The organism is Pseudomonas fluorescens (genome assembly GCF_902498195.1).
Taxonomy (GTDB): domain Bacteria; phylum Pseudomonadota; class Gammaproteobacteria; order Pseudomonadales; family Pseudomonadaceae; genus Aquipseudomonas; species Aquipseudomonas fluorescens_BU.
Genome location: NZ_CABVIY010000005.1, coordinates 102,102 through 124,346, shown reverse-complemented (window position 1 = coordinate 124,346; position 22,245 = coordinate 102,102). Strand labels below are relative to the sequence as shown.

The window sequence follows — 22,245 nt, the reverse complement described above, 5'->3', positions numbered from 1 at the left end:
AATCACGCCTGTCTGACTGACATTCACATCAAGTCGATCGGCGTTGGAGCAGGCCATCAGCGCAAGACATGCCCCGACATCGACGCCTCCTCCTGCAACCACGCAAAAAACGCCCGCACCGGTGGATGTCGCTCGCGCCCTGGTACACACAGGGCGCTGTATCCGGCGCCATTCACCTGCACATCGCCCCGATAAGGCACCAACAAGCCGCTGGCCACGCTCTCGGACACCAGGATATTGCTCGCCAGCACCAGGCCTTGTCCGGCAATCGCCGCTTGCAGGGCGTAATGCTCTTCGTCGTACTCGCGCACGGCGGGCTGGCCGGTCAGCCAGGTCGCGCCGGACTGTGTGCACCAGGCTTCCCAGCCGTGGGCATAGAGTTTGGAGTTGTGCCAGCGCACGCTGATCAGCGTCGGTGTGCGAGTGGCGGCCAGGGCCACTTGTTCCGGTGAACCATAGACGCCGAAGGATTCGTCGAACAGGCACAGGCCATACAGGTTCGGGTAGTCATCGAGGCTGTAGCGCACCACCAGGTCGACGCTGGCGTCCTGATGCAGGTCGATGACCTCGCAATGGGTATCGAGGCGCAGGGTGATGTTGGGGTGCCGGGCGTAGAAACGGCCCAGGCGCGGCACCAGCCACAGGGCGGCGAAAGCGGCGGTGGTCGAGAGGGTCAGGTTCGCGGTGCTGCGTTGCGGGCGCAGGGTGTCGACGCTTTGCGCCACGTCCAGGAACGCACCGTGCAGGCTGTGGAACAGTCGTTCGCCGCCTTCGGTCAGGCGTACCTGTCGCGGCAGGCGCTCGAACAATTGCACGCCAAGCCAGGTTTCCAGGGAGCGGATCTGATGGGAAACAGCTGTCGGGGTGACCGACAGTTCCTCGGCCGCGGCCTTGAAACTCAGCAGGCGCGAGGCGGATTCAAAGGCGCGCAGGGCGGTCAGTGGCAGCGAGGCGAACATCTGGATCTCCATGGATGAATTGAACTCATCCCGACTAACTTTTGCTCAGTTGAACAGGGACAGCTTCAGGCTTGAAGCTGCAAGCCACAAGTGAGTTCAGTTTAGTCCTTGAGGAATTTCAGATGAGTAAAATTCTTGCAGTTCATGCCAGCCCCCGTGGTGAGCGTTCTCACTCTCGCCGATTGGCTGAAATCTTTCTATCGGCCTGGCAGGCGCGCAATCCGCAAGCGCAACTGACCCGTCGTGAAGTCGGGCGGGCGTTGATTGCGCCGGTCAACGAGGCGTTCGTTGCCGCCGCGTTTTACCCGGAGCCCGATGCGCGGCCGCTGTCGATGCAAGCGGACCTGGCATTAAGCGATGAATTGGTCGGCGAGTTGCTCGGCCACGATGTGCTGGTGATCTCCACGCCCATGCACAACTTCAGCGTGCCCAGCGGCTTGAAGGCCTGGATCGACCAGATCGTGCGGCTCGGGCTGACCTTCAATCACACGCTGGACAATGGCGTGGCGCAATACCAGCCCCTGGTGCAAGGCAAAAAGGCGTTGATCGTCACCAGTCGCGGCGGGTTCGGTTTCGGGCCTGGCGGCGAGCTGGAAGCCATGAACCATGCCGATCCTTTGCTGCGCACGGCATTGGGCTTTATCGGCATCACTGATGTCACCGTGATCGCCGCCGAAGGTGAAGAGTCGCAGGCGCGCACCTTCGCCGTCTCCGCTGCAGAGGCCGAACAGCGCTTGCTCGCACTGGCCAGGGAGTTCTAGGTGGCCTGGCTGTTTTTGCTGATCGCCGCCGGGTTCGAAGTGACTTTCGCCATGGGCATGAAGTATGCCGAAGGCTTCACCCGGTTGTGGCCCTCGCTGATCACCGTGGCGGCGGCGGTGGGCGGGGTGTATTTCCTGACCCTGGCGATGCGCGAGTTGCCGGTGAGCATCGCCTACCCGATCTGGACGGCCATCGGTTCACTGGGCACGGTTTTTCTCGGTTTCCTATTGCTGGGGGAAAGCCTGACGGCGGTCAAGTTGCTGTCGGTCGGGCTGATCGTGGCGGGGGTGGTGGGGTTGAAGTAGGGTGGATGTCATAGGCGAGTCGTCGAGTTGTCATCTTCGCTGGAGATGCTTGGCGGATGTCTTGCATCCCGCCTTGCTGCAACGCTCACTCACACATCACAAGGATGTCCGCCCATGTCGCAAGGTTCCGCCACGCGCTACCCACTGGTGTTGGTCCCGGGAATGCTCGGGTTCGTCCGGTTGCTGCTGTATCCGTACTGGTACGGGATTATTTCGGCGCTGCGCCAGGGTGGTGCGGTGGTGTTTGCTGTACAGGTGTCACCGCTCAATTCCAGCGAAGTGCGTGGTGAGCAATTGCTGGCGCGCATCGAAGAAATTCTGCGCGAAACCGGGGCAGAAAAGGTCAACCTGATCGGCCACAGCCAGGGCTCGCTGACAGCCCGCTATGCCGCCGCCAAGCGACCGGACCGGGTGGCGTCGGTGACATCGGTGGCGGGGCCGAATCATGGCTCGGAACTCGCCGATTACCTGCACAGGCACTATCCCCACGACAGCGCCAAGGGCCGCTTGCTGAGCTTTTTACTGCGTGTGATCGCGGCCTTGATGAGCCTGCTGGAAACCGGCTATCGCGGGCCAAAGCTGCCGGTGGATATCCACGCGTCCCACCACTCGCTCACCACCGCAGGCGTGGCGCTGTTCAATCAGCGTTATCCACAGGGGTTGCCCGAGATGTGGGGCGGGCACGGGCCGGAAGAGGTGAACGGCGTGCGGTATTACTCCTGGTCGGGCACCTTGCAACCGGGCAAGACCGATCGCGGGCGCAACCTGCTGGACGGCACCAACCGCAGTTGCCGGCTGTTCGCCAGGACTTTCGTGCGTGAAACCGGGCATTGCGACGGGATGGTCGGTCGCTACAGCTCGCACCTGGGAACGGTGATTGGCGATGAGTACCCGCTGGACCATTTTGATATCGTCAATCAGTCGTTGGGATGGGTGGGGAAGGGAGCTGAGCCGGTGCGATTGTTTGTCGAGCATGCGGCGCGACTCAAGACGGCGGGGCTTTAAACGAGTTGTTTTCATCGCGGGCAAGCCTTGCTCCCACAGGTTTTGCATGCGACATGTAACCTGTGGGAGCGGGCTTGCTCGCGAAGGCGTCGGGTCAGATGACCCTGACCTTGCGACCCAACGCGGTCGTCCAGCGCTCCGAAACAATCACCCCGCCCAGCGTCAACATCCCGCCCACCAGGTGATACATCGCCAACTGCTCATGCAGCACCACCGCCGCGATCAGCGCCGTCATCACCGGCAGCAAATTGAAGAACAGCGTGGTCCGGCTCGGCCCCAGGCGCACCACGGCCTGCATCCACGCCAGTGGCGCCACCATCGAGGCCAGCAGGCAGGCGTACAGCACCAACGGGATGTTCTGCAGGGTCGGACCGATCTTCGGTGAGGCGATGAACAGCGGAAACAGCACCACCACAGCCACCAGCACCTGCAAGTACAACAACACCAGCGGCGGCAATTTCAGCTGCCACTTCTTCAGCAGCGTGCTGTACACCGCATAGGCCAGGGTGGCGACGAGCATCATCGCGTCGCCCAGGTTAACGCCGTGCTCCAGCAGTACAGCGAAGCTGCCGGACGAGACGACCACCAGCACCCCGGCGAACGACAGCACCGCCCCCGCCAGTGCCCCGGCGGTCAGGCGCTGGCCGAGGCTGATGATCGCCATGGCCAGTGACATCAACGGCATCAGCGACAGGATGATGCCCATGTTGGTGGCCGAGGTCAGGGCCGCGGCGAAATACGCCAGGCTCTGATAGACCGCCATGCCGAGCACGCCGAGAATGAAAATCCTGCCCAGGTTCGGGCGAATCGCCGGCCAGTGGGCGATCACCGGTTTGAGCATGAAAGGGGTGAACAGCAGTCCGGCGAGCAGCCAGCGATAAAAACCGATCTCGGCGGGGTAGATGGCCCCGGCCGACATTTTTGTGATCACGGTGTTGCCGGCCCAGATGAAAATGGCCAGCAAGGGATAAGCGTATTGCATCGAGAGAAAACCAGAACGTTTATGAGGGCGCATTATCCTCTGTCTGGTTACGCGCCTATACTTCGATCCAGACAACCCACCCCTGATTCCGGACAGCATGACCAGTCAACACATCGACCTGCTGGATTTCAGCGAACTGCCTGCACCGGTGTACTTCCGCTACGCCGATTTCGATGCGCACCGCTTTGCCTCGGCGCATCGGCACCCGTGGGGCACGCTGGAGTATTCGGCCCATGGCGTGTTGCACATGGAGATCGGCGGCAGCCGCTTCATGTCACCGCCGCAATACGCGGTATGGGTTCCACCCGAGACCGAGCACAGCTTCTACAGCAATCAGCCGATCAACTACCGCGCAGTCTGCCTGGCGCCGGCCCTTTGCCGTGACTTGCCGGCACAGGCATGCACCCTGGCCATCAATGACATCCTCAAGGCCATCCTCAAGGATTTTGCCGCGCGGGATGTGAAGATTCCCGAGCGCGATGCCGACCAGCGCCTGGCCCAGGTCCTGGTGGATCAGCTGCAACAGGCGCCGGTGCATGAGTGCTACCTGCCCTACGCGAGCAGCGCCGGGCTGCTCGGCATCCTTGAAGCCTTGCAGAAGGAACCTGGCGACAACCGGCCGCTGGCGGAGTGGGCGGCGAACATTCATGTCAGCGAGCGCACCCTGGCGCGGCAGTTTGTCCGCGAATTGGGCATGAGCTTCGGCGAGTGGCGCCAGCGCCTGCGGTTTCTCGTTGCCATCGAAGCCCTGGACAGCCATCGCAGCATTCAGGAAATTGCCTTCGACATGGGCTACAGCACCGGTTCGGCCTTTATCGCCATGTTCCAGCGCCAGGCCGGGTGTACGCCGGATCAGTACCGGCGCAGCCATCTGGGAAGCAGGAAGGTGTAACGGGTGTTGTCTACACTGCACGGCGAGGCCGTTCCCCTCGGTGCGGCAACAAGGAGAAAACTCCATGAAGATGTTGCGTGTTCCATTGTTGATGATCGGTTTGCTGCTCTGCGCCCAGGGCTTCGCCGCCACCGCGCAACAGAACAAGATGACCACATGCAACGCCGACCCCATGGCAAAAACCCTCAAGGGCGAAGAGCGCGCAGCCTTCATGAAAAAGTGTCTCTCGGCGACACCGGCCGCCAACGAGGACGGCAAAGTCCTGACCCCGCAGCAGAAGAAGATGCAGACCTGTAATGCCGATGCCAAGACCAAAGCCCTCACGGGGGAAGCGCGCCAGGCGTTCGTGAATGATTGCCTGAGGAAGAAATAATCACCGGGCCGGAATGGGTAGAGGCTTTGAGGGCCCCTTCGCGAGCAAGCCCGCTCCCACAATGATTCGAGCAGCACTAATCACATGTGGGAGCGGGCTTGCTCGCGAAGGCGGCCGACAGGGGCGGAGCAATAAACCGAACTGCCCCGGTTGCCCCACACAATCCCTAGTGCTGACACCGGATCGCTGGCAGACTGCCAATCCTTTTACGCCGTTCGTTTTGAGGCTGTATGCCAACGTTTTCTCAGCGTCATGTATTGCTGGTCATCAGCTGGGTCATCATTTTTGGCGGACTGCTGCTGGTGCTTCCCCTGCGGTTGCTGCCCAGCCTGCTGGCCGGGTTGCTGGTGTTCGAACTGGTCAACATGCTCACCCCGCAATTGCAGCGGCTGATCGAAGGCCGGCGTGCGCGCTGGCTGGCGGTGGCGTTGCTGGGCACCCTGGTGGTCAGTGTGCTGACGCTGATCTTTGCCGGTGCCATCAGTTTCCTGCTGCACGAAGCGGAAAACCCCGGCGCGTCCCTCGACAAATTCATGGGCGTGGTCGACCGCGCACGCGGTCAATTGCCGCCGTTCATCGATGCTTACCTGCCGGCCAGCGCGGCCGAATTCCGGGTGGCGATTGGCGAGTGGATGAGCAAGCACCTCAGCGATTTGCAACTGGTGGGCAAGGACGCGGCGCACATGTTCGTGACGCTGTTGATCGGCATGGTGCTCGGCGCGATTATCGCCTTGCAGCGCGTGCCGGACCTGACCAAGCGCAAACCCCTGGCCGCCGCGCTGTTCGATCGCCTGCACCTGCTGGTCCAGGCCTTCCGGAACATCGTGTTCGCGCAGATCAAGATTTCCCTGCTCAACACCTTCTTCACCGGGATCTTCCTGGCCGTCGTGCTGCCGATGTTCGGCATCAAGCTGCCGCTGACCAAGACCCTGATTGTCCTGACCTTCCTGCTCGGCCTGTTGCCGGTGATCGGCAACCTGATGTCGAACACCCTGATCACCATTGTCGGCCTGTCGCTGTCGATCTGGGTGGCGGTGGCGGCGCTGGGTTACCTGATCGTTATCCACAAGCTCGAATACTTTCTCAACGCGCGCATCGTAGGCGGGCAGATCAGTGCCAAGTCGTGGGAGTTGCTGTTGGCGATGCTGGTGTTCGAGGCCGCGTTCGGTTTGCCGGGGGTGGTGGCGGGGCCGATTTACTACGCGTATTTGAAGAGTGAGTTGAAGCAGGTGGGGATGGTTTGATCAGGCGGATGTAGCGCCTGAACGGGCCCCTTCGCGAGCAAGCCCGCTCCCACAGGGGAATGCATTCCAATGTGGGAGCGGGCTTGCTCGCGAAGGTCACGCCTCGGTTTCGGATCAGTCCATCGAACCGTAACGCTTGGCCGCCTCGATAGCCAAACCACTGCCGATGCTGCCAAAGATGTTTCCTTCCACATGCCGCGCATTCGGCAGCATTGCCGAGATGCTGTTGCGCAGCGCCGGAATGCCGCTGGAACCACCGGTGAAGAACACCGTATCCACCTGATCGACCCGCACATTGGCATTGGTCAGCAACTGGCTCACGCTGTTGCGCACGCGCTCCAGCAAATTGTCGATGGCCGACTCGAACAGCGCACGGCTCAGTTCCACGCTCAAACCGGGTTCGATGCGATCCAGAGGGACCAGGCGGCTGTCGACGTGGGTCAGTTCGATCTTGGTTTCTTCCGTCAACATGGCCAGCCAGTGCCCGGCGCGCTGCTCGATCAGCTTGAACAGGCGATCGATGCCGCCGGTGTCCTCGATGTCGTAGCGCATGCTGCCCAGCGCCAGCTGTGACTTCTGCGAGTACACCGAGTTGATGGTGTGCCAGGTCGCCAGGTTCATGTGGTGGCTGGTGGGCATGTAGGCGCCACTCTTCATCCGGCTGCCGTAGCCGAACAGCGGCATCAAGCCTTGCAGGCTCAGTTGCTTGTCGAAGTCGGTCCCGCCGATGTGCACGCCGCCGGTGGCCAGGATGTCGTCGTGACGGTTATCCACGTCCCGCCGCTCGGGGGACAGGCGCACCAGCGAGAAGTCGGACGTACCCCCGCCGATGTCGACGATCAGCACCAGCTCTTCTTTTTCGATGGTCGACTCGTAGTCGAACGCGGCGGCAATCGGTTCGAACTGGAAGGACACTTCCTTGAAGCCGATCTTGCGCGCCACATCCACCAGGGTGTCTTCGGCTTCCTTGTCGGCCATCGGGTCATCGTCGACGAAGAACACCGGACGCCCCAGCACCACTTCTTCGAATTCGCGACCGGCGGCGGCTTCGGCGCGGCTCTTGAGCTGGCCGATGAACAGCCCGAGCAGGTCCTTGAACGGCATGGCCGTGCCGAGGACGCTGGTGTCGTGCTTGATCAGCTTGGAACCCAGCAGGCTCTTGAGCGAGCGCATCAGGCGGCCTTCGTAGCCTTCCAGGTACTCGTGCAGCGCCAGCCGGCCATACACCGGGCGGCGTTCTTCGAGGTTGAAGAAGACCACCGAGGGCAAGGTGATCTTGTCGTCCTCCAGCGCAATCAGCGTTTCCACGCCGGGGCGCAACCAGCCGACGGTGGAGTTGGACGTGCCAAAGTCGATACCCACGGCACGGGCTGGAGATGCGTTTTTCATGTCTTTCGAGTTCCGGTTAAAAAACGGCCGCGCAGTGTATGTCAGTGCGGCACAGAATCGAAGGCCGGTTATCTGCTAAATCTTGCTGTTCAACGCTTGAAACAGGTGCCATCACCCCCAAACTACCCTGCATCAACCGGACAGCCACGGGACGCACGCAAGTCGCCCCGCCTGCTGCCGATAAACTTCTGATGCGCCGCCCGGTCACAACCTTGAGATCGGTCAACCCCTGCGCTGCAAACGAGCGCATGCTGTGGCAGGTGGCGCGACTTCGATAACGGATGGTGATTCCCGCGATGGACTTCAAAGACTATTACAAGATTCTCGGTGTGGAGCCGACGGCAGACGATAAGGCGATCAAGGCCGCCTATCGCAAGCTGGCGCGCAAATACCACCCCGATGTCAGCAAGGAAAAGGACGCCGAGGCCAAGTTCAAGGACGCCTCGGAAGCCTATGAAGCGCTGAAAAGCGCCGACAAGCGCGCCGAGTACGACGAGCTGCGCCGTTATGGCCAGCACGGTCAACCGTTCCAGGGACCACCGGGCTGGCAGAGCCGCGGCGGTTTCGGTGGCGGTGGCCAGGACACCGGCGATTTTTCGGACTTTTTCAGTTCGATCTTCGGTAACCGTGGCCCTGGTTTCGGCGGTGGTGAGTCGCGCCGCAGCACCGGGCGTCGAGGGCAGGACGTGGAAATGGAGCTGGGGGTTTTCCTCGAAGAAACCCTGTCGAACGAATCGAAGAAGGTCACCTTCCAGGTGCCGCAATACAACGCGGCCGGCCAGCACGTCAGCAACACCAGCAAAAGCCTGAACGTGAAAATCCCCGCCGGCGTGACCGACGGCGAGCGCATCCGCCTCAAGGGCCAGGGTGCACCGGGCATCGGTGGCGGCGCCAATGGCGACCTGTACCTGACCATTCGTTTTGCGCCGCACCCGAAATTCGATGTCGAAGGCGAAAACCTGATCATCACCCTGCCTCTGGCACCGTGGGAGCTGGCGCTGGGCACGGAAGTCGCGGTGCCGACCCTGACCGGCAAGATCAACCTCAAGGTCCCGGCCGGCAGCCAGAATGGCCAGCGCATGCGCGCCAAGGGCCACGGCCTGTTGAACAAGGCCGGCGAGCGCGGTTACCTGTTCGTGCAACTGAAAGCCGTCATGCCGAAAAAAACCGACGATGACATCAAGGCCCTGTGGCAGGAACTGGCGAAAAAAGCCGCGTTCGACCCGCGAGAGAATTTCTGATCTGAACCAAGGAGTCACTGACCATGAGCAGTCCCCTGATCGTTCAACTGGACCTGGCAGAATTCTGTGAGGCGACCGACCTGTCGGACGTCTACGTGATCGAAATCGTCGAGCACGGCATCCTCGAACCTCAGGGCGCCGTGCCCAGGGACTGGCGTTTCACCGATTACGAACTGGCCCTGGCCAGGCGCGCCGCCAAGCTGCGCCATGACCTGGAGCTGGATTGGGAAGGGGTTGCCCTGGCGCTGGACCTGCTTGAAGAGGTCCAGCAGCTGCGGGCGGAGAACCGGATGTTGAAGCAGCGGTTGGGGCGGTTGGTGGTGGAGTAAGCATTTTTTTCGAAATGCGCCCATCCTTAATGTGTAGTTGCGCTTCAAGTCGCTACTTTGTTGTTTTACGGAGCCTTTCACTGATTTCTTGCATCGTCATCACTTCATAAGTACTCAATGTTGGATAACCAACCTTGTCGTAATGGACACGGAATTTTTTTGTAGCTCCGGAAGGCAGTTTTCTTGGCTGGGGAACAGGAGCGTGAGCGGAAGTAAATTGATAGGGTTCAGACCTCCATACTTCATCGCTGGCGGTACTTACTTGGCTACCTGTGTCATTGATACGGGGGAGTAGACGCGTTTGCTTTAAGGGAATTTGTGGAGGCATTTCACGCGAGGGACCGTAATCAATAAATCGGTGGTTAGTCACATCTCCAGTAGGGCTCCGAGTTTGAATGTGGGTCTCAGTCTGTACATGAGTCAAAGTCCGAGTCTTCCGGGTGATCGCTGGTATGGTTTGGTATGTGGCCTCGGACTTAATCTTAGAAACTGTTTCGGGGATCAAAGGGCTTAAGCTAGAAGAGCTTGATGCGCCAGTTAATGGCTTGTTCCGCAACTTACTTAAAAATTTCGGTAGCTTGAACATATGCCCCGTCGGATCCGTAAAATTCCTCGGATCCCCCTCGCAGTACGCATACGCATTCAACCCCCCCTCCCCAAACGGACTCCAACTGTCCGGGCTGTGAAAGCGCATCAATATCGGGTTGTAGGCACGGTAGCCTTTACCCAGCCAGTACCAGCCGAAGATCCTCTCGCACCATTCACCATTGAACCCTAACTGCGAGGCCACCGCCTGATGCGCCGATTGCGCGCCGTAGACGGCATAAGCGATGGGGTTGGGCTGGTCACCCGCAAGCTCGGTAACCACCGAGTTTTTGTCATCGGTCGCCAGCAGTATCGTGCGCGTCTGCTTGATAGAAGTTGGACGGGGCATGGTTTAGCCTTCCTGCGCAGGGGCTCGGAACAATGCCTCCAGTCTGACTCTGCCGGGTAGGGAGGGGAACTAGCAGAACTGATAGTCAGGCCTTGCCAAGTCCTGTAGGAGCTGACGAGTGAAACGAGGCTGCGATCTTTTGATTTTGATTTTTTAAGATCAAAAGATCGCAGCCTCGTTTGCACTCGTCAGCTCCTACACAGCTCCTACACAGCTCCTACCCGCTCTTGCGGGGCAACACCACGGTAAACAACGTCCCGGACGCCTCGCTGGAGCTGACTTCTATCGTCCCGCCATGGGCATCAACCACTTCCTTGACGATAAACAACCCCAAACCAAGGCTGGTGGACGGCTGGCCGAGTTCTTCGTCGGCGTTGCGCACCAGCGGATCGAAGATCGTGCCGATGGACTCTTCAGCAATAGGGGCCCCGTAGTTATGCACCGTGAGGCGAACAGCGTCGGGCAAGCCGGTGAGCGTCACCGTGACATCACGATTGCTCGAACCATGCTGCAAGGCATTGCCGATGAGGTTTTGCAGCAACTGACCCAGTCGCGAGGCGTCCCATACGCCTTGCGTATCACCGTCTACGCGTATTGTCGGATCGCACTCCGGGTTGCCGGCGCAGGCTTGGGCGATCGCCTCATGCGCCACGGTGGCCAGGTCCATGGGCGCCGGTTCGATCGGCAGGCTTTTGCCCAGGCGACTGCGCACCAGCTCCAGCAAGTCGCTGACCATGGCCGCCATGTGGCGGGCACCGTATTTGATGTGGTTGGCGCAGACCAGCGCTTCGCCCTCCAGCGTGGCTTTGCGCAGCAGTAATTCGGTGGACATGCTCACCGCTTGCAGGGGCGCGCGCAGGTCGTGGCCGAGAATCGCCAGAAAGATGTCCCGCGAGCGATTGACCTGTTCGGCATAGGCCGCGGTGGATTCGGCGAGGGCTTCGTCGATGGCTTCGTTGAAACGGATCATGTCCTGGAAATACGCCATGTCCGGTGATTCCAGGCTGTCGACCCACAGGCGGATGACACAGGCGCGCAGGTGACGGAATTCGCTGGTCATCTGAACCAGATCGAAACCCACGGTATGTCGCAACTCGCCATGGCTGGCGCCCGCTTCGTCCAGGCTCGGGGTTTTTTCCGGGCCTTCACCCTTGGCCTTGGCCATCTGTTCACGGGGACTCTGGGGCTTGCTCATGTCCCGCGCGGCGGCCAGCAAAATGGCCTTGGCGTGATCGCGCAGGGCCACGCCATCCATGTAGTCGGCCGCCGGCGTGATGGTTTTGGCGAACTGTTCCCATTCATCGACGATACGGTCCACCTGTTGCCGGATGAAATCGGGTAAACGCATGGGCGGGTTCCTGGGTAGGTGAGGGCGAGGCGTGTCGGAATAGTAGCGCCTTTGCGGCGCGAGTGAACCTGCCGCAGGGCGGCCGTACCCTGTGGTGCTTCAGGGGGGGGCGTCTGTAGGCGGTTTGCTCAGGTGGGGCAATGGCGTCCTGAAACGGGCCGTGGCGCCCGTCTCAGGAGGACCGCGTCGCTAAAACAGGAAGTAGCGTTGCGCCATCGGCAAGGTGTCCGCCGGTTCGCACCACAGCAGCACGCCGTCGGCCTTGACCTGATAGGTCTGCGGGTCGACGTCGATCTGCGGCAGGTAATCGTTGTGAATCAAGTCGGTCTTCTGCACGTCGCGACAACCCTTGACCACGGCGATTTTCTTCTTCAGGCCCAAGGCTTGCGGCAAGCCCGCCTCCTGCGCCGCCTGGCTGATGAACGTCAGGCTGGTCGCGTGCAACGAGCCGCCGTAGCTGGCGAACATCGGACGGTAATGCACCGGTTGCGGTGTCGGGATCGACGCGTTGGCATCGCCCATCAGGCTGGCCGCAATGGCGCCGCCCTTGAGGATCAGCGTCGGCTTGACCCCGAAAAACGCCGGACGCCAGAGCACCAGGTCGGCCCATTTCCCCACTTCAATCGAACCGACTTCATGGCTGATGCCGTGGGTGATCGCCGGGTTGATGGTGTATTTGGCGATGTAGCGTTTGGCGCGGAAGTTGTCGTTGCCCGCGCCATCGCCTGGAAGTGGACCGCGCTGCTTTTTCATCTTGTCGGCAGTCTGCCAGGTGCGGGTGATGACTTCACCGACCCGGCCCATGGCCTGGCTGTCCGAGCTGATCATCGAGAACGCGCCGAGGTCGTGGAGGATGTCTTCGGCGGCGATCGTCTCGCGGCGGATACGGCTTTCGGCGAAGGCCACGTCTTCGGCAATGCTCGGGTCCAGGTGGTGGCAGACCATCAGCATGTCGAGGTGTTCGTCGATGGTGTTGCGGGTGAACGGCCGGGTCGGGTTGGTCGAGCTCGGCAGCACGTTGGCGAAGCCACAGGCCTTGATGATGTCCGGGGCGTGACCGCCGCCCGCGCCTTCGGTGTGGTAGGTGTGGATGGTGCGGCCCTTGAACGCGGCGAGGGTGGTTTCGACGAAACCCGATTCGTTGAGGGTGTCGGTGTGGATCGCCACCTGCACGTCGTACTGGTCGGCGACGCTCAGGCAATTGTCGATGCTCGCCGGCGTGGTGCCCCAGTCCTCGTGCAACTTGAGGCCGATGGCGCCGGCCCTGACCTGCTCAATCAACGGTTCTGGCAGGCTGGCGTTGCCCTTGCCGGTCAGGCCGATATTCATCGGGAACGCGTCGGCGGCCTGGAGCATGCGCGCCAGGTGCCACGGACCGGAGGTGCAGGTGGTCGCATTGGTGCCGGTGGCAGGTCCCGTGCCACCGCCGATCATGGTGGTGACGCCGCTCATCAGGGCTTCTTCGATTTGCTGCGGGCAGATGAAGTGGATATGGGTGTCGATGCCGCCGGCGGTGAGGATCATGCCTTCGCCGGCGATGACTTCGGTGCTGGCGCCAATGGCGATGTTCACATTGGGCTGCACGTCCGGGTTGCCGGCCTTGCCGATGGCCGCGATGCGCCCGTCCTTGAGGCCGACGTCGGCCTTGACGATGCCCCAGTGGTCGATGATCAGCGCATTGGTGATCAGGGTGTCGACGACGTCGGCGGCGAGCAGCTGGCTCTGGCCCTGGCCGTCGCGGATGACTTTGCCACCGCCGAATTTCACTTCTTCGCCGTAGGTGGTGAAGTCTTTTTCGACTTCGATCCACAGCTCGGTGTCGGCCAGGCGAACCTTGTCGCCGACGGTAGGGCCGTACATGTCGGCGTAGGCCTGACGGGAAATCTTCATTCGTTCGCCTTGGTATTCAATTGAATTTGAAATCGTTCGCTGCGCTCACTTTCGCGAGCAAGCCCGCTCCCACAGGGGAGTGCGGTCGAATGTGGGAGCGGGCTTGCTCGCGAAGGGGCCGGTGCAGATGGCGCATTAATTACAGGTCACCCATGATCCTGCCGGCAAAGCCGAACACCCGGCGATGCCCGGCCAGATCCACCAGTTCCACCTCGCGACTCTGCCCCGGCTCGAAGCGCACGGCGGTGCCGGCGGGGATGTTCAGGCGCATGCCACGGCTGGCGGCGCGGTCGAACGTCAGGGCGTCGTTGGTTTCGAAGAAGTGGTAGTGCGAGCCGACCTGGATCGGCCGGTCGCCGCTGTTGGCCACCTTCAGGCTGAGGGTACGGCGGTCAACGTTGAGTTCGATGTCGCCGGGCTGGATCCGGTACTCGCCGGGAATCATCAATGGGCTCCTTGGAGAATTTTGTAGTAGAGGGCGGTCGGTTTGTAGCGCCCGCTCGGGTCGCAGGCGTAATCGGGGATTTCACCGGCGCGGGTGTAACCCAGGGCCTTGTAGAAGTCTTCGGCGGGAGAGCCGGCCTCGGTGTCGAGGTACAGCATGCCGCGTTTGTGTTGCAGCGCGGCCTGCTCCAGCGCCGTCATCAGCTGTTGGCCCAGGCCGCGCCGCCGCGCCTGCTCGCGCACCAGCAGTTTCTGCACCTCGGCGCGGTTCAGGCCATTGGCCTTCTGGCACAGGCCCAGCTGCACACTGGCCTGCACCTGTTCATCCTTGACCACCACCCACAGCAACAGGTTGCCTTTGTTCAGGCTCTCCTGAACCTCATCGAAATAGGCACGGGCCTGCGTGGCGTCGAGGCCGGCCATGAAGCCGACGCTGGCGCCATAACCGACGGCATCGAGCAGCAGGTCAATCAAACCCTGACGATAGTGCGCAAAGCTTTCAATGTTGACGCGTCGCAGTTGGGCGGGGTTCATCGGGTATCACTCCTTGCTGGCGGCCGGTGGCTCGGCGCCAGGATTGAGGGTCAGTTGCATGAAGGTCAGGTCCAGCCAGCGACCGAACTTGGTGCCCACCTGAGGCATCTGCCCGCTGATCACGAAACCGATGCGCTCGTGCAAGCGAATGGAGGCCGCGTTGCCGCTTTCGATGGCGGCGACCATCACGTGTTTACCGCAGCCCCTGGCGCGCTCGATCAGCACATCCATCAGTTTCGGGCCCAGGCCATTGCCGCGCTGGTCGCTGCGCACGTACACAGAATGTTCGACGGTGTGACGGAAACCGTCGAACGGCCGCCAGTCGCCGAATGAAGCGTAGCCCAGCACCTGGTTGTCAGCGTTGACGATCACCAGGATCGGATAGCCCTGGGATTGCCGCGCGCTGAACCAGGCCTGGCGGTTGCCCAGGTCGACGGCCTGTTCGTTCCAGATCGCGGTGGTGTTGAGCACGGCGTCGTTGTAGATGTCACGGATCGCCGGCAGGTCGGCATGCAGCGCATCGCGGATGTGGTAAGTCATGGCGTGGCCTCAGGCGATGGGTTGATGGACGGTGACCAGTTTGGTGCCGTCGGGGAACGTCGCTTCGACCTGGATCTCGGGGATCATCTCCGGGATGCCTTCCATCACTTGTTCGCGGCTGAGCAGGGTGGTGCCGAAATGCATGAGCTGGGCCACGGTCTGGCCGTCGCGGGCGCCTTCGAGCAGGGCGGCGGAAATGTAGGCCATCGCCTCGGGGTAATTGAGTTTCACACCGCGGGCCAGACGCCGCTCGGCCACGAGGCCGGCGGTGAAGATCAGCAGCTTGTCTTTTTCGCGTGGGGTCAGGTCCATCGTAGAAATCCATCAGGGCAGATAAAAAAGTTTCGGATCTGCAAACACAAATCCCTGTGGGAGCGGGCTTGCTCGCGAAAGCGGTGGATCAGTCTGTATCGATGTTGAATGACACACCGCTTTCGCGAGCAAGCCCGCTCCCACATTTAGATCGCATTTCAGGTGCTCCAGATTCTGGGTGGGACAGCTTCCCGGCCGAGCAAAACCGGCCTGAGCAATCGCCATAATTCAATCAGCCAGCCACGCGCCAGCAGCGCCTCGCTGGCCAGGCATCGGGCCACCAGCAACCCCGGCAGCTGAGTCAAATCCCCGCGCACGTCATTGGGCAGCGAACGGCACTGCTCCAGCAGCTCGCTATCGATCTCGCCGGTCACCAGCAGGGTGGCAAACACCGGTTGCCCATCCAGGCCTATCGGCGAATCGAGCAAACCGTCAGCCCCGACAATGCGCTGGCGTTCGTGCCAGAGCAACTGGCCGTCGCGGCGCAGATCCAGGTGCGCCTGGAAATGCCCCAGGTCAAAGCGCTCGCCGCTGGCCGGTCGACCCAGCGCCACCACATCCCAGTAGAACAACCGGGCATCGCCTTCAAGGTCGATCGAGGTGCTGAGCTCGGCCTGTGCCGCGCTGAAAATGATCGTTTCCTGGGGCAGCCATTCCAGTGTCGCGCCGGCCGCCACGTGCAGATCCAGCTGTTGGTAAGCCGGGCCGGCGGCGCGATACCACTTGGCCGCACCGGGGCTGGTGATCTGCGCCCAGGCATCGCGGCCGACGCTGGCCGCAATGTCCAGCCGATCGCCACCGGCAATTCCCCCTGGCGGGTGGACGATGATGTGCTGGCAGACCCCGGGGCCTTCGGCATACAAATGCTTCTGCACGCGCAAGGGGCCGAGGTGGCGGCGCTGCACCGGGCGCGTGCTGTCGCCGAAGCGGGCGTAGCCCAGCTCCAGCTCGGCGTGCCAGCTCGGGGTGAACAGCGTTGTGGGGGCAGGTGAATTCATGGTGTCTAATTATCGTTAGGTTGCTACAGATTAAAGCGTACGCTCATATCGTGACCAGACCGCGCACGCCCTCGGCTTCCATATTTTCGCCGCGACCCTGTTGCACGATCTCGCCCCGGGACATCACCAGGTATTGATCGGCCAGTTCGGCGGCAAAATCATAGAACTGCTCCACCAGCAGGATCGCCATGTCGCCACGGGCCGCGAGCTGCTTGATCACCGCGCCGATTTCCTTGATCACCGACGGCTGGATGCCTTCGGTGGGTTCATCGAGGATCAGCAGGCGCGGGCGGCTGGCCAAGGCTCTGCCGATGGCAAGCTGCTGTTGCTGACCACCGGACAAGTCACCGCCGCGCCGTTGCTTCATTTGCAGCAGCACCGGGAACAGTTCGTAAATGAAGGGCGGCACTTCTTTCGCCTCCGAGCCCGGGAAGCGCGACAGGCCCATCAGCAGGTTTTCCTCCACCGTCAGGCGGCCAAAAATTTCCCGGCCCTGCGGCACGTAGGCGATACCGGCATGCACGCGCTGATGCGGCTTGAACGTGGTGATCGGCTTGCCTTCCCAATTCACCGCGCCTTCTTTCGCAGGCAGCAGGCCCATCAGGCACTTGAGCAGGGTGGTCTTGCCCACGCCGTTGCGGCCGAGCAGGCAAGTGACTTCGCCGACCTTCACGTCAAACGACAGGCCGCGCAGGATGTGGCTTCCGCCGTAGTATTGGTGCAGCTTGTCGACTTGTAGCATTCCTTGAATCCTCCTTTAATCCCCTTGTGGGAGCGGGCTTGCTCGCGAATAGGGATTTACATTCGCCGGATGCGTTGACTGACACACCGCATTCGCGAGCAAGCCCGCTCCCACATTGGGATAGGTGTTCGCAAACCTTAGCGACCGAGGTAAACCTCGATCACCCGCTCGTTGTCCTGCACCTGCTCCAGCGATCCTTCCGCCAGCACGCTGCCCTGGTGCAACACGGTGACGTGGTCGGCAATCGAGCCGACGAAGCCCATGTCGTGCTCCACCACCATCAGCGAATGCTTGCCGGCCAGGCTCTTGAACAGCTCGGCGGTGAATTCGGTTTCGGCGTCGGTCATGCCCGCCACCGGTTCGTCGAGCAGCAGCAGTTGCGGGTCCTGCATCAGCAACATGCCGATCTCCAGGAACTGCTTCTGGCCGTGGGACAACAAGCCGGCGGGGCGATTGACCGAGGCGGTCAGGCGAATGGTGTGCAGCACCTCGGCGATGCGATCCTTTTGTTCGCCGTTGAGCCGCGCCCGCAGGCTGGCCCACACCGACTTGTCGGTTTTCTGCGCCAGTTCCAGGTTCTCGAACACGCTCAAGGCCTCGAACACCGTTGGCTTCTGGAACTTGCGGCCGATGCCGGCCTGGGCGATCTGCACTTCGCTCATCTGCGTCAGGTCCAGGGTTTCGCCGAACCAGGCCTTGCCGTGGCTGGGGCGGGTCTTGCCGGTGATGACGTCCATCAGCGTGGTCTTGCCCGCGCCGTTGGGGCCGATGATGCAGCGCAGTTCACCGACGCCGATATACAGGTTCAAATTGTTCAGCGCCTTGAAACCATCGAAGCTGACGCTGATGTCCTCCAGGGTCAGGATGGTGCCGTGGCGCGTGTCCAGCCCCGGTCCGACGCGCTGGCCCAGGCCGATGGCGTCGCGGCTGCTGCCGGCGTCCTTGTTAGGTTCCAGCGGCGGGAAGAAGGCCGGTTCGAGCATGAATTCAGCGGTGGCCGTGACTCTCATTGTTCACCTCTCTTTTTCAGCAGACCGATCACGCCCTTGGGCAGGTACAGGGTCACGACGATGAACAGCGCGCCGAGGAAGAACAGCCAGTATTCGGGGAACGCCACGGTGAACCAGCTCTTCATGCCGTTGACCACGCCGGCGCCAAGCAATGGACCGATCAAGGTTCCGCGTCCGCCGAGGGCGACCCACACGGCAGCTTCGATGGAGTTGGTCGGCGACATTTCACTGGGGTTGATGATGCCCACTTGCGGCACGTACAGCGCACCGGCCAGCCCGCACAGCACGGCACTCAGCACCCAGACGAACAGCTTGAAACCCCGTGGGTCGTAGCCGCAGAACATCAGGCGGTTTTCCGCATCGCGCAGCGCCGTCAACACCCGGCCAAACTTGCTCTGCGCCAGGCGCCAGCCGATGAACAGGCTCGCCACCAGCAACACCACGGTCGCGAAAAACAGCACCGCGCGGGTGCCCGGTTCCGTGATGCCGAAACCGAGGATGGTGCGGAAATTGGTGAAGCCGTTGTTGCCGCCGAACCCGGTCTCGTTGCGGAAGAACAGCAGCATCCCGGCGAAGGTCAGGGCCTGGGTCATGATCGAGAAATACACGCCCTTGATCCGCGAGCGGAAGGCGAAGAAGCCGAACACCAGGGCCAGCAATCCAGGTGCCAGCACCACCAGGCACAGGGCCCAGAGGAAGCTGCTGGTGCCGGTCCAGTACCAGGGCAATTCGGTCCACGACAGGAAGGTCATGAACGCCGGCAAGCCATCGCCCGAAGCCTGGCGCATCAGGTACATGCCCATCGCATAGCCGCCGAGGGCGAAGAACAGGCCGTGGCCGAGGGACAGCAGGCCCGCGTAACCCCAGACCAGATCCAGCGCCAGGGCGACGATCGCGTAGCAAAGGATCTTGCCGACCAGGGTCAGGGTATAGGCCGAGACATGCAGGGTGCTGTGCGCCGGCAACAGCGACAGCAGCGGCAACGCCAGCAGCAGAACGAGGACCACCACGCCGACGGCGATCGTGGCCTTTGGGCCGGCTTTTTGGGTCGCGGTAACGAGCAGGGGCTGGTTCATCAGTCGATCACCCGTCCTTTCAGTGCGAAGAGGCCTTGCGGACGTTTCTGGATGAACAGAATGATCAGCGCGAGGATAAGGATCTTGCCGAGCACGGCACCGATCTGCGGTTCGAGAATCTTGTTGGCGATCCCCAGGCCGAAGGCGGCGAACACACTGCCGGCCAGTTGCCCGACACCACCGAGCACCACCACCAGGAACGAGTCGATGATGTAGCTCTGGCCGAGGTCCGGCCCGACGTTGCCGATCTGGCTAAGCGCCACGCCGCCGAGGCCGGCAATGCCCGAGCCGAGGCCGAAGGCGAGCATGTCGACGCGCCCGGTGGGCACGCCGCAGCAGGCGGCCATGTTGCGGTTCTGGGTGACCGCGCGAACGTTCAAGCCAAGGCGTGTCTTGTTCAGCAGCAACCAGGTGAGCACCACCACGAACAACGCGAAGGCGATGATGACGATGCGGTTGTACGGCAGCACCAGGTTCGGCAGTACCTGAATCCCGCCCGACAGCCACGCCGGGTTGGCCACTTCAACGTTCTGCGCGCCGAACAGCAGGCGCACCAGCTGGATCAACATCAGGCTGATGCCCCAGGTGGCGAGCAGGGTTTCCAGCGGACGCCCGTAGAGGTGGCGAATCACCGTGCGTTCCAGCGCCATGCCGATCCCGGCGGTGACGAAGAACGCCACCGGCAAGGCGATCAGCGGATAGAACTCGATGGCCTGCGGCGCGAAACGCTGGAACATCAGTTGCACCACGTAGGTCGAGTAGGCGCCGAGCATCAGCATCTCGCCGCGGGCCATGTTGATCACGCCGAGCAGGCCGAAGGTGATCGCCAGGCCCAGCGCCGCGAGCAGCAGGATCGAACCCAGGGACATGCCGCTGAAGGCCTGGCCGAGCAGTTCGCCGATCAGCAGTTTGCGTTTGACCTGGGCGAGGCTGGTTTCGGCAGCGGTGTGCACATTGGCGTCGGTTTCCACGCCCGGCTCCAGCAGGCTTTCGAGGCGGGTGCGGGCCAGCGGATCACCGGTTTCGCCGAGCAGGCGCACGGCGGCGAGGCGCACGGCCGGGTCGGCGTCCACCAGCTGTAGATTGGCCAGGGCCAGGCTCAAGGCCGCATGGACGCTTTCGTCTTTTTCGCCCGCCAGTTGCTGGTCGAGGAACTTCAACTGCGCGGGCTTGGCGCTTTTCTGCAATTGCTGCGCGGCGGCCAGACGGATGTTGGCGTCGGCGGCGAGCAATTGATGACTGGCCAATGCGGTGTCGATCAGGCCCCGCAGGCGGTTGTTCAGGCGCAGGGTTTTTGGCTGGCCATCGACGGTCAACTCGCCTTGTTGCAGGGCGTTGATCAGCTCGATGCGCGCCGGATCGGGCTGCGCGGCCCAGGTTTCCAGGAGCTTGGCTTGCTGCACGGGATTGGCGGCGACGAAGTCTTCGGCGTCACCGGCGAAAGTGGCCATCGGCAATAACAGTGCGATGGCGAGGATGAAGCGGTAGAAGGCAGTGGGCATAGAGAGTCGCCTTGCACGGACTAGATGTGGGAGCGGGCTTGCTCGCGAAAGCGCTGTGTCAGTCACATTGATGCTGGATGTACCGCCGTCTTCGCGAGCAAGCCCGCTCCCACAGGGATTTATGCCCACCTCTGGTGCTGAGGTGGGCATCCTGCGATCAGTTGCTCTTCACCGCATACTCAGGCTTCTTGTCGTTGCCCGGGATGAACGGGCTCCATGGCTGGGCGCGGATCGGGCCTTCGGTCTGCCAGACCACGTTGAACTGACCATCGGCCTGGATCTCGCCGATCATCACCGGCTTGTGCAGGTGGTGGTTGGTCTTGTCCATGGTCAGGGTGTAGCCGGACGGTGCGGCAAAGGTCTGGCCGCCGAGGGCCTCGCGGACTTTGTCGACGTCGGTGGACTTGGCTTTCTCAGCCGCCTGCGCCCACATGTGGATGCCGACGTACGTGGCTTCCATCGGATCGTTGGTCACCGCTTTGTCAGCGCCCGGCAGGTTGTGTTTCTTGGCGTAGGCTTTCCAGTCGGCGACGAATTTCTGGTTGGCCGGGTTCTCGACCGACTCAAAGTAGTTCCACGCCGCGAGGTTACCCACCAGCGGCTTGGTGTCGATGCCGCGCAGTTCTTCTTCACCCACGGAGAACGCCACCACCGGAACATCGGTAGCCTTCAGGCCCTGGTTGGCCAGCTCTTTATAGAACGGCACGTTGGAGTCGCCGTTGACCGTGGAGATCACAGCGGTCTTGCCACCGGCCGAGAATTTCTTGATGTTGGCCACGATGGTCTGGTAATCGCTGTGGCCGAACGGGGTGTAGACCTCTTCGATGTCCTTGTCGGCCACGCCTTTGGAATGCAGGAACGAGCGCAGGATCTTGTTGGTGGTGCGCGGGTAGACATAGTCGGTGCCGAGCAGGAAATAACGCTTGGCGCTGCCGCCTTCTTCGCTCATCAGGTACTCGACGGCGGGGATCGCCTGCTGGTTCGGCGCGGCGCCGGTGTAGAACACGTTAGGCGACATTTCTTCGCCTTCGTACTGCACCGGGTAGAACAACAGGCCGTTGAGTTCTTCGAACACCGGCAGCACCGATTTACGCGACACGGACGTCCAGCAACCGAAGACCACCGCGACCTTGTCCTGGGTCAGCAACTGCCGGCCTTTTTCCGCGAACAGCGGCCAGTTCGACGCCGGGTCCACTACCACCGGCTCCAGCATCTTGCCGTTTACGCCGCCCTTGGCGTTGATCTCGTCGATGGTCATCAACGCCATGTCCTTGAGCGACGTTTCGGAGATCGCCATGGTCCCGGACAACGAATGCAGAATCCCGACCTTGATGGTCTCGGCGGCCTGGACAGTCCAGGTCATGCCCATCGCGGCAATGCTTGCCGTGAGTGTGAAAGCCTTGATCAAACTGCGACGCTTCATTGTGCGATCTC

General features: G+C 61.9%; 24 protein-coding genes. 8 read left to right on the top strand and 16 right to left on the bottom strand.

What is annotated here, in order from left to right; genetic code table 11:
* Positions 1 to 56 precede the first annotated feature (56 nt).
* Positions 57 to 971: a LysR substrate-binding domain-containing protein gene (locus tag F8N66_RS19350; RefSeq protein WP_191623028.1), complete on the bottom strand. Its 915-nt coding sequence runs from the start codon at positions 969 to 971 to the stop codon at positions 57 to 59.
* Positions 972 to 1,081: 110 nt separating this feature from the next.
* Between F8N66_RS19350 and F8N66_RS19345 the strand changes: the two genes are divergently transcribed.
* The 3 genes from F8N66_RS19345 (at position 1,082) to F8N66_RS19335 (ending at position 3,031) form a co-directional block, all read left to right on the top strand.
* Complete coding sequence (locus F8N66_RS19345; RefSeq protein ID WP_150771724.1) at positions 1,082 to 1,720, top strand: FMN-dependent NADH-azoreductase; 639 nt, start codon at positions 1,082 to 1,084, stop codon at positions 1,718 to 1,720.
* Positions 1,721 to 2,026: a DMT family transporter gene (locus F8N66_RS19340; protein WP_150771723.1), complete on the top strand. Its 306-nt coding sequence runs from the start codon at positions 1,721 to 1,723 to the stop codon at positions 2,024 to 2,026.
* A 114-nt stretch (positions 2,027 to 2,140) separates the two neighbouring features.
* Positions 2,141 to 3,031: an esterase/lipase family protein gene (locus tag F8N66_RS19335; protein WP_150771722.1), complete on the top strand. Its 891-nt coding sequence runs from the start codon at positions 2,141 to 2,143 to the stop codon at positions 3,029 to 3,031.
* Positions 3,032 to 3,125: 94 nt separating this feature from the next.
* On the opposite strand, the gene F8N66_RS19330 is transcribed toward F8N66_RS19335, so the two are convergent.
* A complete protein-coding gene (locus tag F8N66_RS19330) occupies positions 3,126 to 4,013 on the bottom strand; it encodes a DMT family transporter (RefSeq protein ID WP_150771721.1) in 888 nt (295 codons plus the stop codon).
* 97 nt (positions 4,014 to 4,110) lie between these two features.
* Between F8N66_RS19330 and F8N66_RS19325 the strand changes: the two genes are divergently transcribed.
* The 3 genes from F8N66_RS19325 (at position 4,111) to F8N66_RS19315 (ending at position 6,522) form a co-directional block, all read left to right on the top strand.
* Entirely contained in the window at positions 4,111 to 4,905 is a 795-nt protein-coding gene (locus tag F8N66_RS19325; protein WP_150771720.1) for an AraC family transcriptional regulator, read from the top strand.
* Positions 4,906 to 4,969: 64 nt separating this feature from the next.
* A complete protein-coding gene (locus tag F8N66_RS19320; RefSeq protein WP_150771719.1) occupies positions 4,970 to 5,278 on the top strand; it encodes a PsiF family protein in 309 nt (102 codons plus the stop codon).
* Between the two features lie 230 nt (positions 5,279 to 5,508).
* Entirely contained in the window at positions 5,509 to 6,522 is a 1,014-nt protein-coding gene (locus tag F8N66_RS19315; protein WP_150771718.1) for an AI-2E family transporter, read from the top strand.
* A 114-nt stretch (positions 6,523 to 6,636) separates the two neighbouring features.
* Here F8N66_RS19315 and F8N66_RS19310 read toward each other — a convergent pair whose 3' ends face one another.
* Positions 6,637 to 7,911, bottom strand: coding sequence for an Hsp70 family protein (locus F8N66_RS19310; RefSeq protein ID WP_150771717.1), 1,275 nt, complete (start codon positions 7,909 to 7,911; stop codon positions 6,637 to 6,639).
* A 296-nt stretch (positions 7,912 to 8,207) separates the two neighbouring features.
* On the opposite strand from F8N66_RS19310, the gene F8N66_RS19305 reads away from it, so the two are divergent.
* Both F8N66_RS19305 and F8N66_RS19300 read left to right on the top strand, forming a co-directional pair.
* Positions 8,208 to 9,152 carry a DnaJ C-terminal domain-containing protein gene (locus F8N66_RS19305; RefSeq protein ID WP_150771716.1) on the top strand — a complete coding sequence of 315 codons (945 nt, stop codon included), beginning with the start codon at positions 8,208 to 8,210 and terminating at the stop codon, positions 9,150 to 9,152.
* A gap of 23 nt (positions 9,153 to 9,175) precedes the next feature.
* On the top strand, positions 9,176 to 9,481 hold the full coding sequence (locus F8N66_RS19300) for a chaperone modulator CbpM (RefSeq protein ID WP_150771715.1): 306 nt from the start codon (positions 9,176 to 9,178) through the stop codon (positions 9,479 to 9,481).
* 52 nt (positions 9,482 to 9,533) lie between these two features.
* Here the strand turns inward: F8N66_RS19300 and F8N66_RS19295 are convergent, their stop codons facing one another.
* From F8N66_RS19295 to urtA, 13 genes are all read right to left on the bottom strand, one after another.
* Positions 9,534 to 10,415 (bottom strand): RHS repeat-associated core domain-containing protein, encoded by an 882-nt coding sequence (locus tag F8N66_RS19295; RefSeq protein ID WP_150771714.1) that lies wholly within the window; start codon positions 10,413 to 10,415, stop codon positions 9,534 to 9,536.
* A gap of 217 nt (positions 10,416 to 10,632) precedes the next feature.
* Positions 10,633 to 11,763, bottom strand: a complete 1,131-nt coding sequence (locus F8N66_RS19290; RefSeq protein WP_150771713.1) for a sensor histidine kinase — start codon at positions 11,761 to 11,763, stop codon at positions 10,633 to 10,635.
* Positions 11,764 to 11,952: 189 nt separating this feature from the next.
* On the bottom strand, positions 11,953 to 13,653 hold the full coding sequence (gene ureC, locus F8N66_RS19285) for an urease subunit alpha (RefSeq protein ID WP_150771712.1): 1,701 nt from the start codon (positions 13,651 to 13,653) through the stop codon (positions 11,953 to 11,955).
* Between the two features lie 139 nt (positions 13,654 to 13,792).
* Positions 13,793 to 14,098, bottom strand: a complete 306-nt coding sequence (locus tag F8N66_RS19280; RefSeq protein WP_150771711.1) for an urease subunit beta — start codon at positions 14,096 to 14,098, stop codon at positions 13,793 to 13,795.
* Positions 14,098 to 14,631, bottom strand: a complete 534-nt coding sequence (locus F8N66_RS19275; protein ID WP_150771710.1) for a GNAT family N-acetyltransferase — start codon at positions 14,629 to 14,631, stop codon at positions 14,098 to 14,100. Before F8N66_RS19275 ends, F8N66_RS19280 begins: the two co-directional genes overlap by 1 nt.
* Before the next feature lie 6 nt (positions 14,632 to 14,637).
* Positions 14,638 to 15,171 carry a GNAT family N-acetyltransferase gene (locus tag F8N66_RS19270; protein ID WP_150771709.1) on the bottom strand — a complete coding sequence of 178 codons (534 nt, stop codon included), beginning with the start codon at positions 15,169 to 15,171 and terminating at the stop codon, positions 14,638 to 14,640.
* 9 nt (positions 15,172 to 15,180) lie between these two features.
* A complete protein-coding gene (locus tag F8N66_RS19265) occupies positions 15,181 to 15,483 on the bottom strand; it encodes an urease subunit gamma (RefSeq protein WP_045060358.1) in 303 nt (100 codons plus the stop codon).
* A gap of 158 nt (positions 15,484 to 15,641) precedes the next feature.
* The gene (locus F8N66_RS19255) at positions 15,642 to 16,481 is read right to left on the bottom strand and encodes an urease accessory protein UreD (RefSeq protein ID WP_150771708.1); all 840 of its coding nucleotides are present in this window, start codon (positions 16,479 to 16,481) and stop codon (positions 15,642 to 15,644) included.
* A 43-nt stretch (positions 16,482 to 16,524) separates the two neighbouring features.
* A complete protein-coding gene (gene urtE, locus F8N66_RS19250; RefSeq protein ID WP_150771707.1) occupies positions 16,525 to 17,223 on the bottom strand; it encodes an urea ABC transporter ATP-binding subunit UrtE in 699 nt (232 codons plus the stop codon).
* A 137-nt stretch (positions 17,224 to 17,360) separates the two neighbouring features.
* Positions 17,361 to 18,233, bottom strand: coding sequence for an urea ABC transporter ATP-binding protein UrtD (gene urtD / locus F8N66_RS19245; RefSeq protein ID WP_150771706.1), 873 nt, complete (start codon positions 18,231 to 18,233; stop codon positions 17,361 to 17,363).
* On the bottom strand, positions 18,230 to 19,309 hold the full coding sequence (urtC, locus tag F8N66_RS19240; RefSeq protein WP_150771705.1) for an urea ABC transporter permease subunit UrtC: 1,080 nt from the start codon (positions 19,307 to 19,309) through the stop codon (positions 18,230 to 18,232). The genes urtD and urtC overlap by 4 nt, the downstream gene beginning before the upstream one ends.
* Positions 19,309 to 20,811, bottom strand: a complete 1,503-nt coding sequence (urtB, locus tag F8N66_RS19235) for an urea ABC transporter permease subunit UrtB (protein WP_150771704.1) — start codon at positions 20,809 to 20,811, stop codon at positions 19,309 to 19,311. The genes urtC and urtB overlap by 1 nt, the downstream gene beginning before the upstream one ends.
* Before the next feature lie 157 nt (positions 20,812 to 20,968).
* Positions 20,969 to 22,234: an urea ABC transporter substrate-binding protein gene (urtA, locus tag F8N66_RS19230; RefSeq protein WP_150771703.1), complete on the bottom strand. Its 1,266-nt coding sequence runs from the start codon at positions 22,232 to 22,234 to the stop codon at positions 20,969 to 20,971.
* Between the last annotated feature and the right edge of the window lie 11 nt (positions 22,235 to 22,245).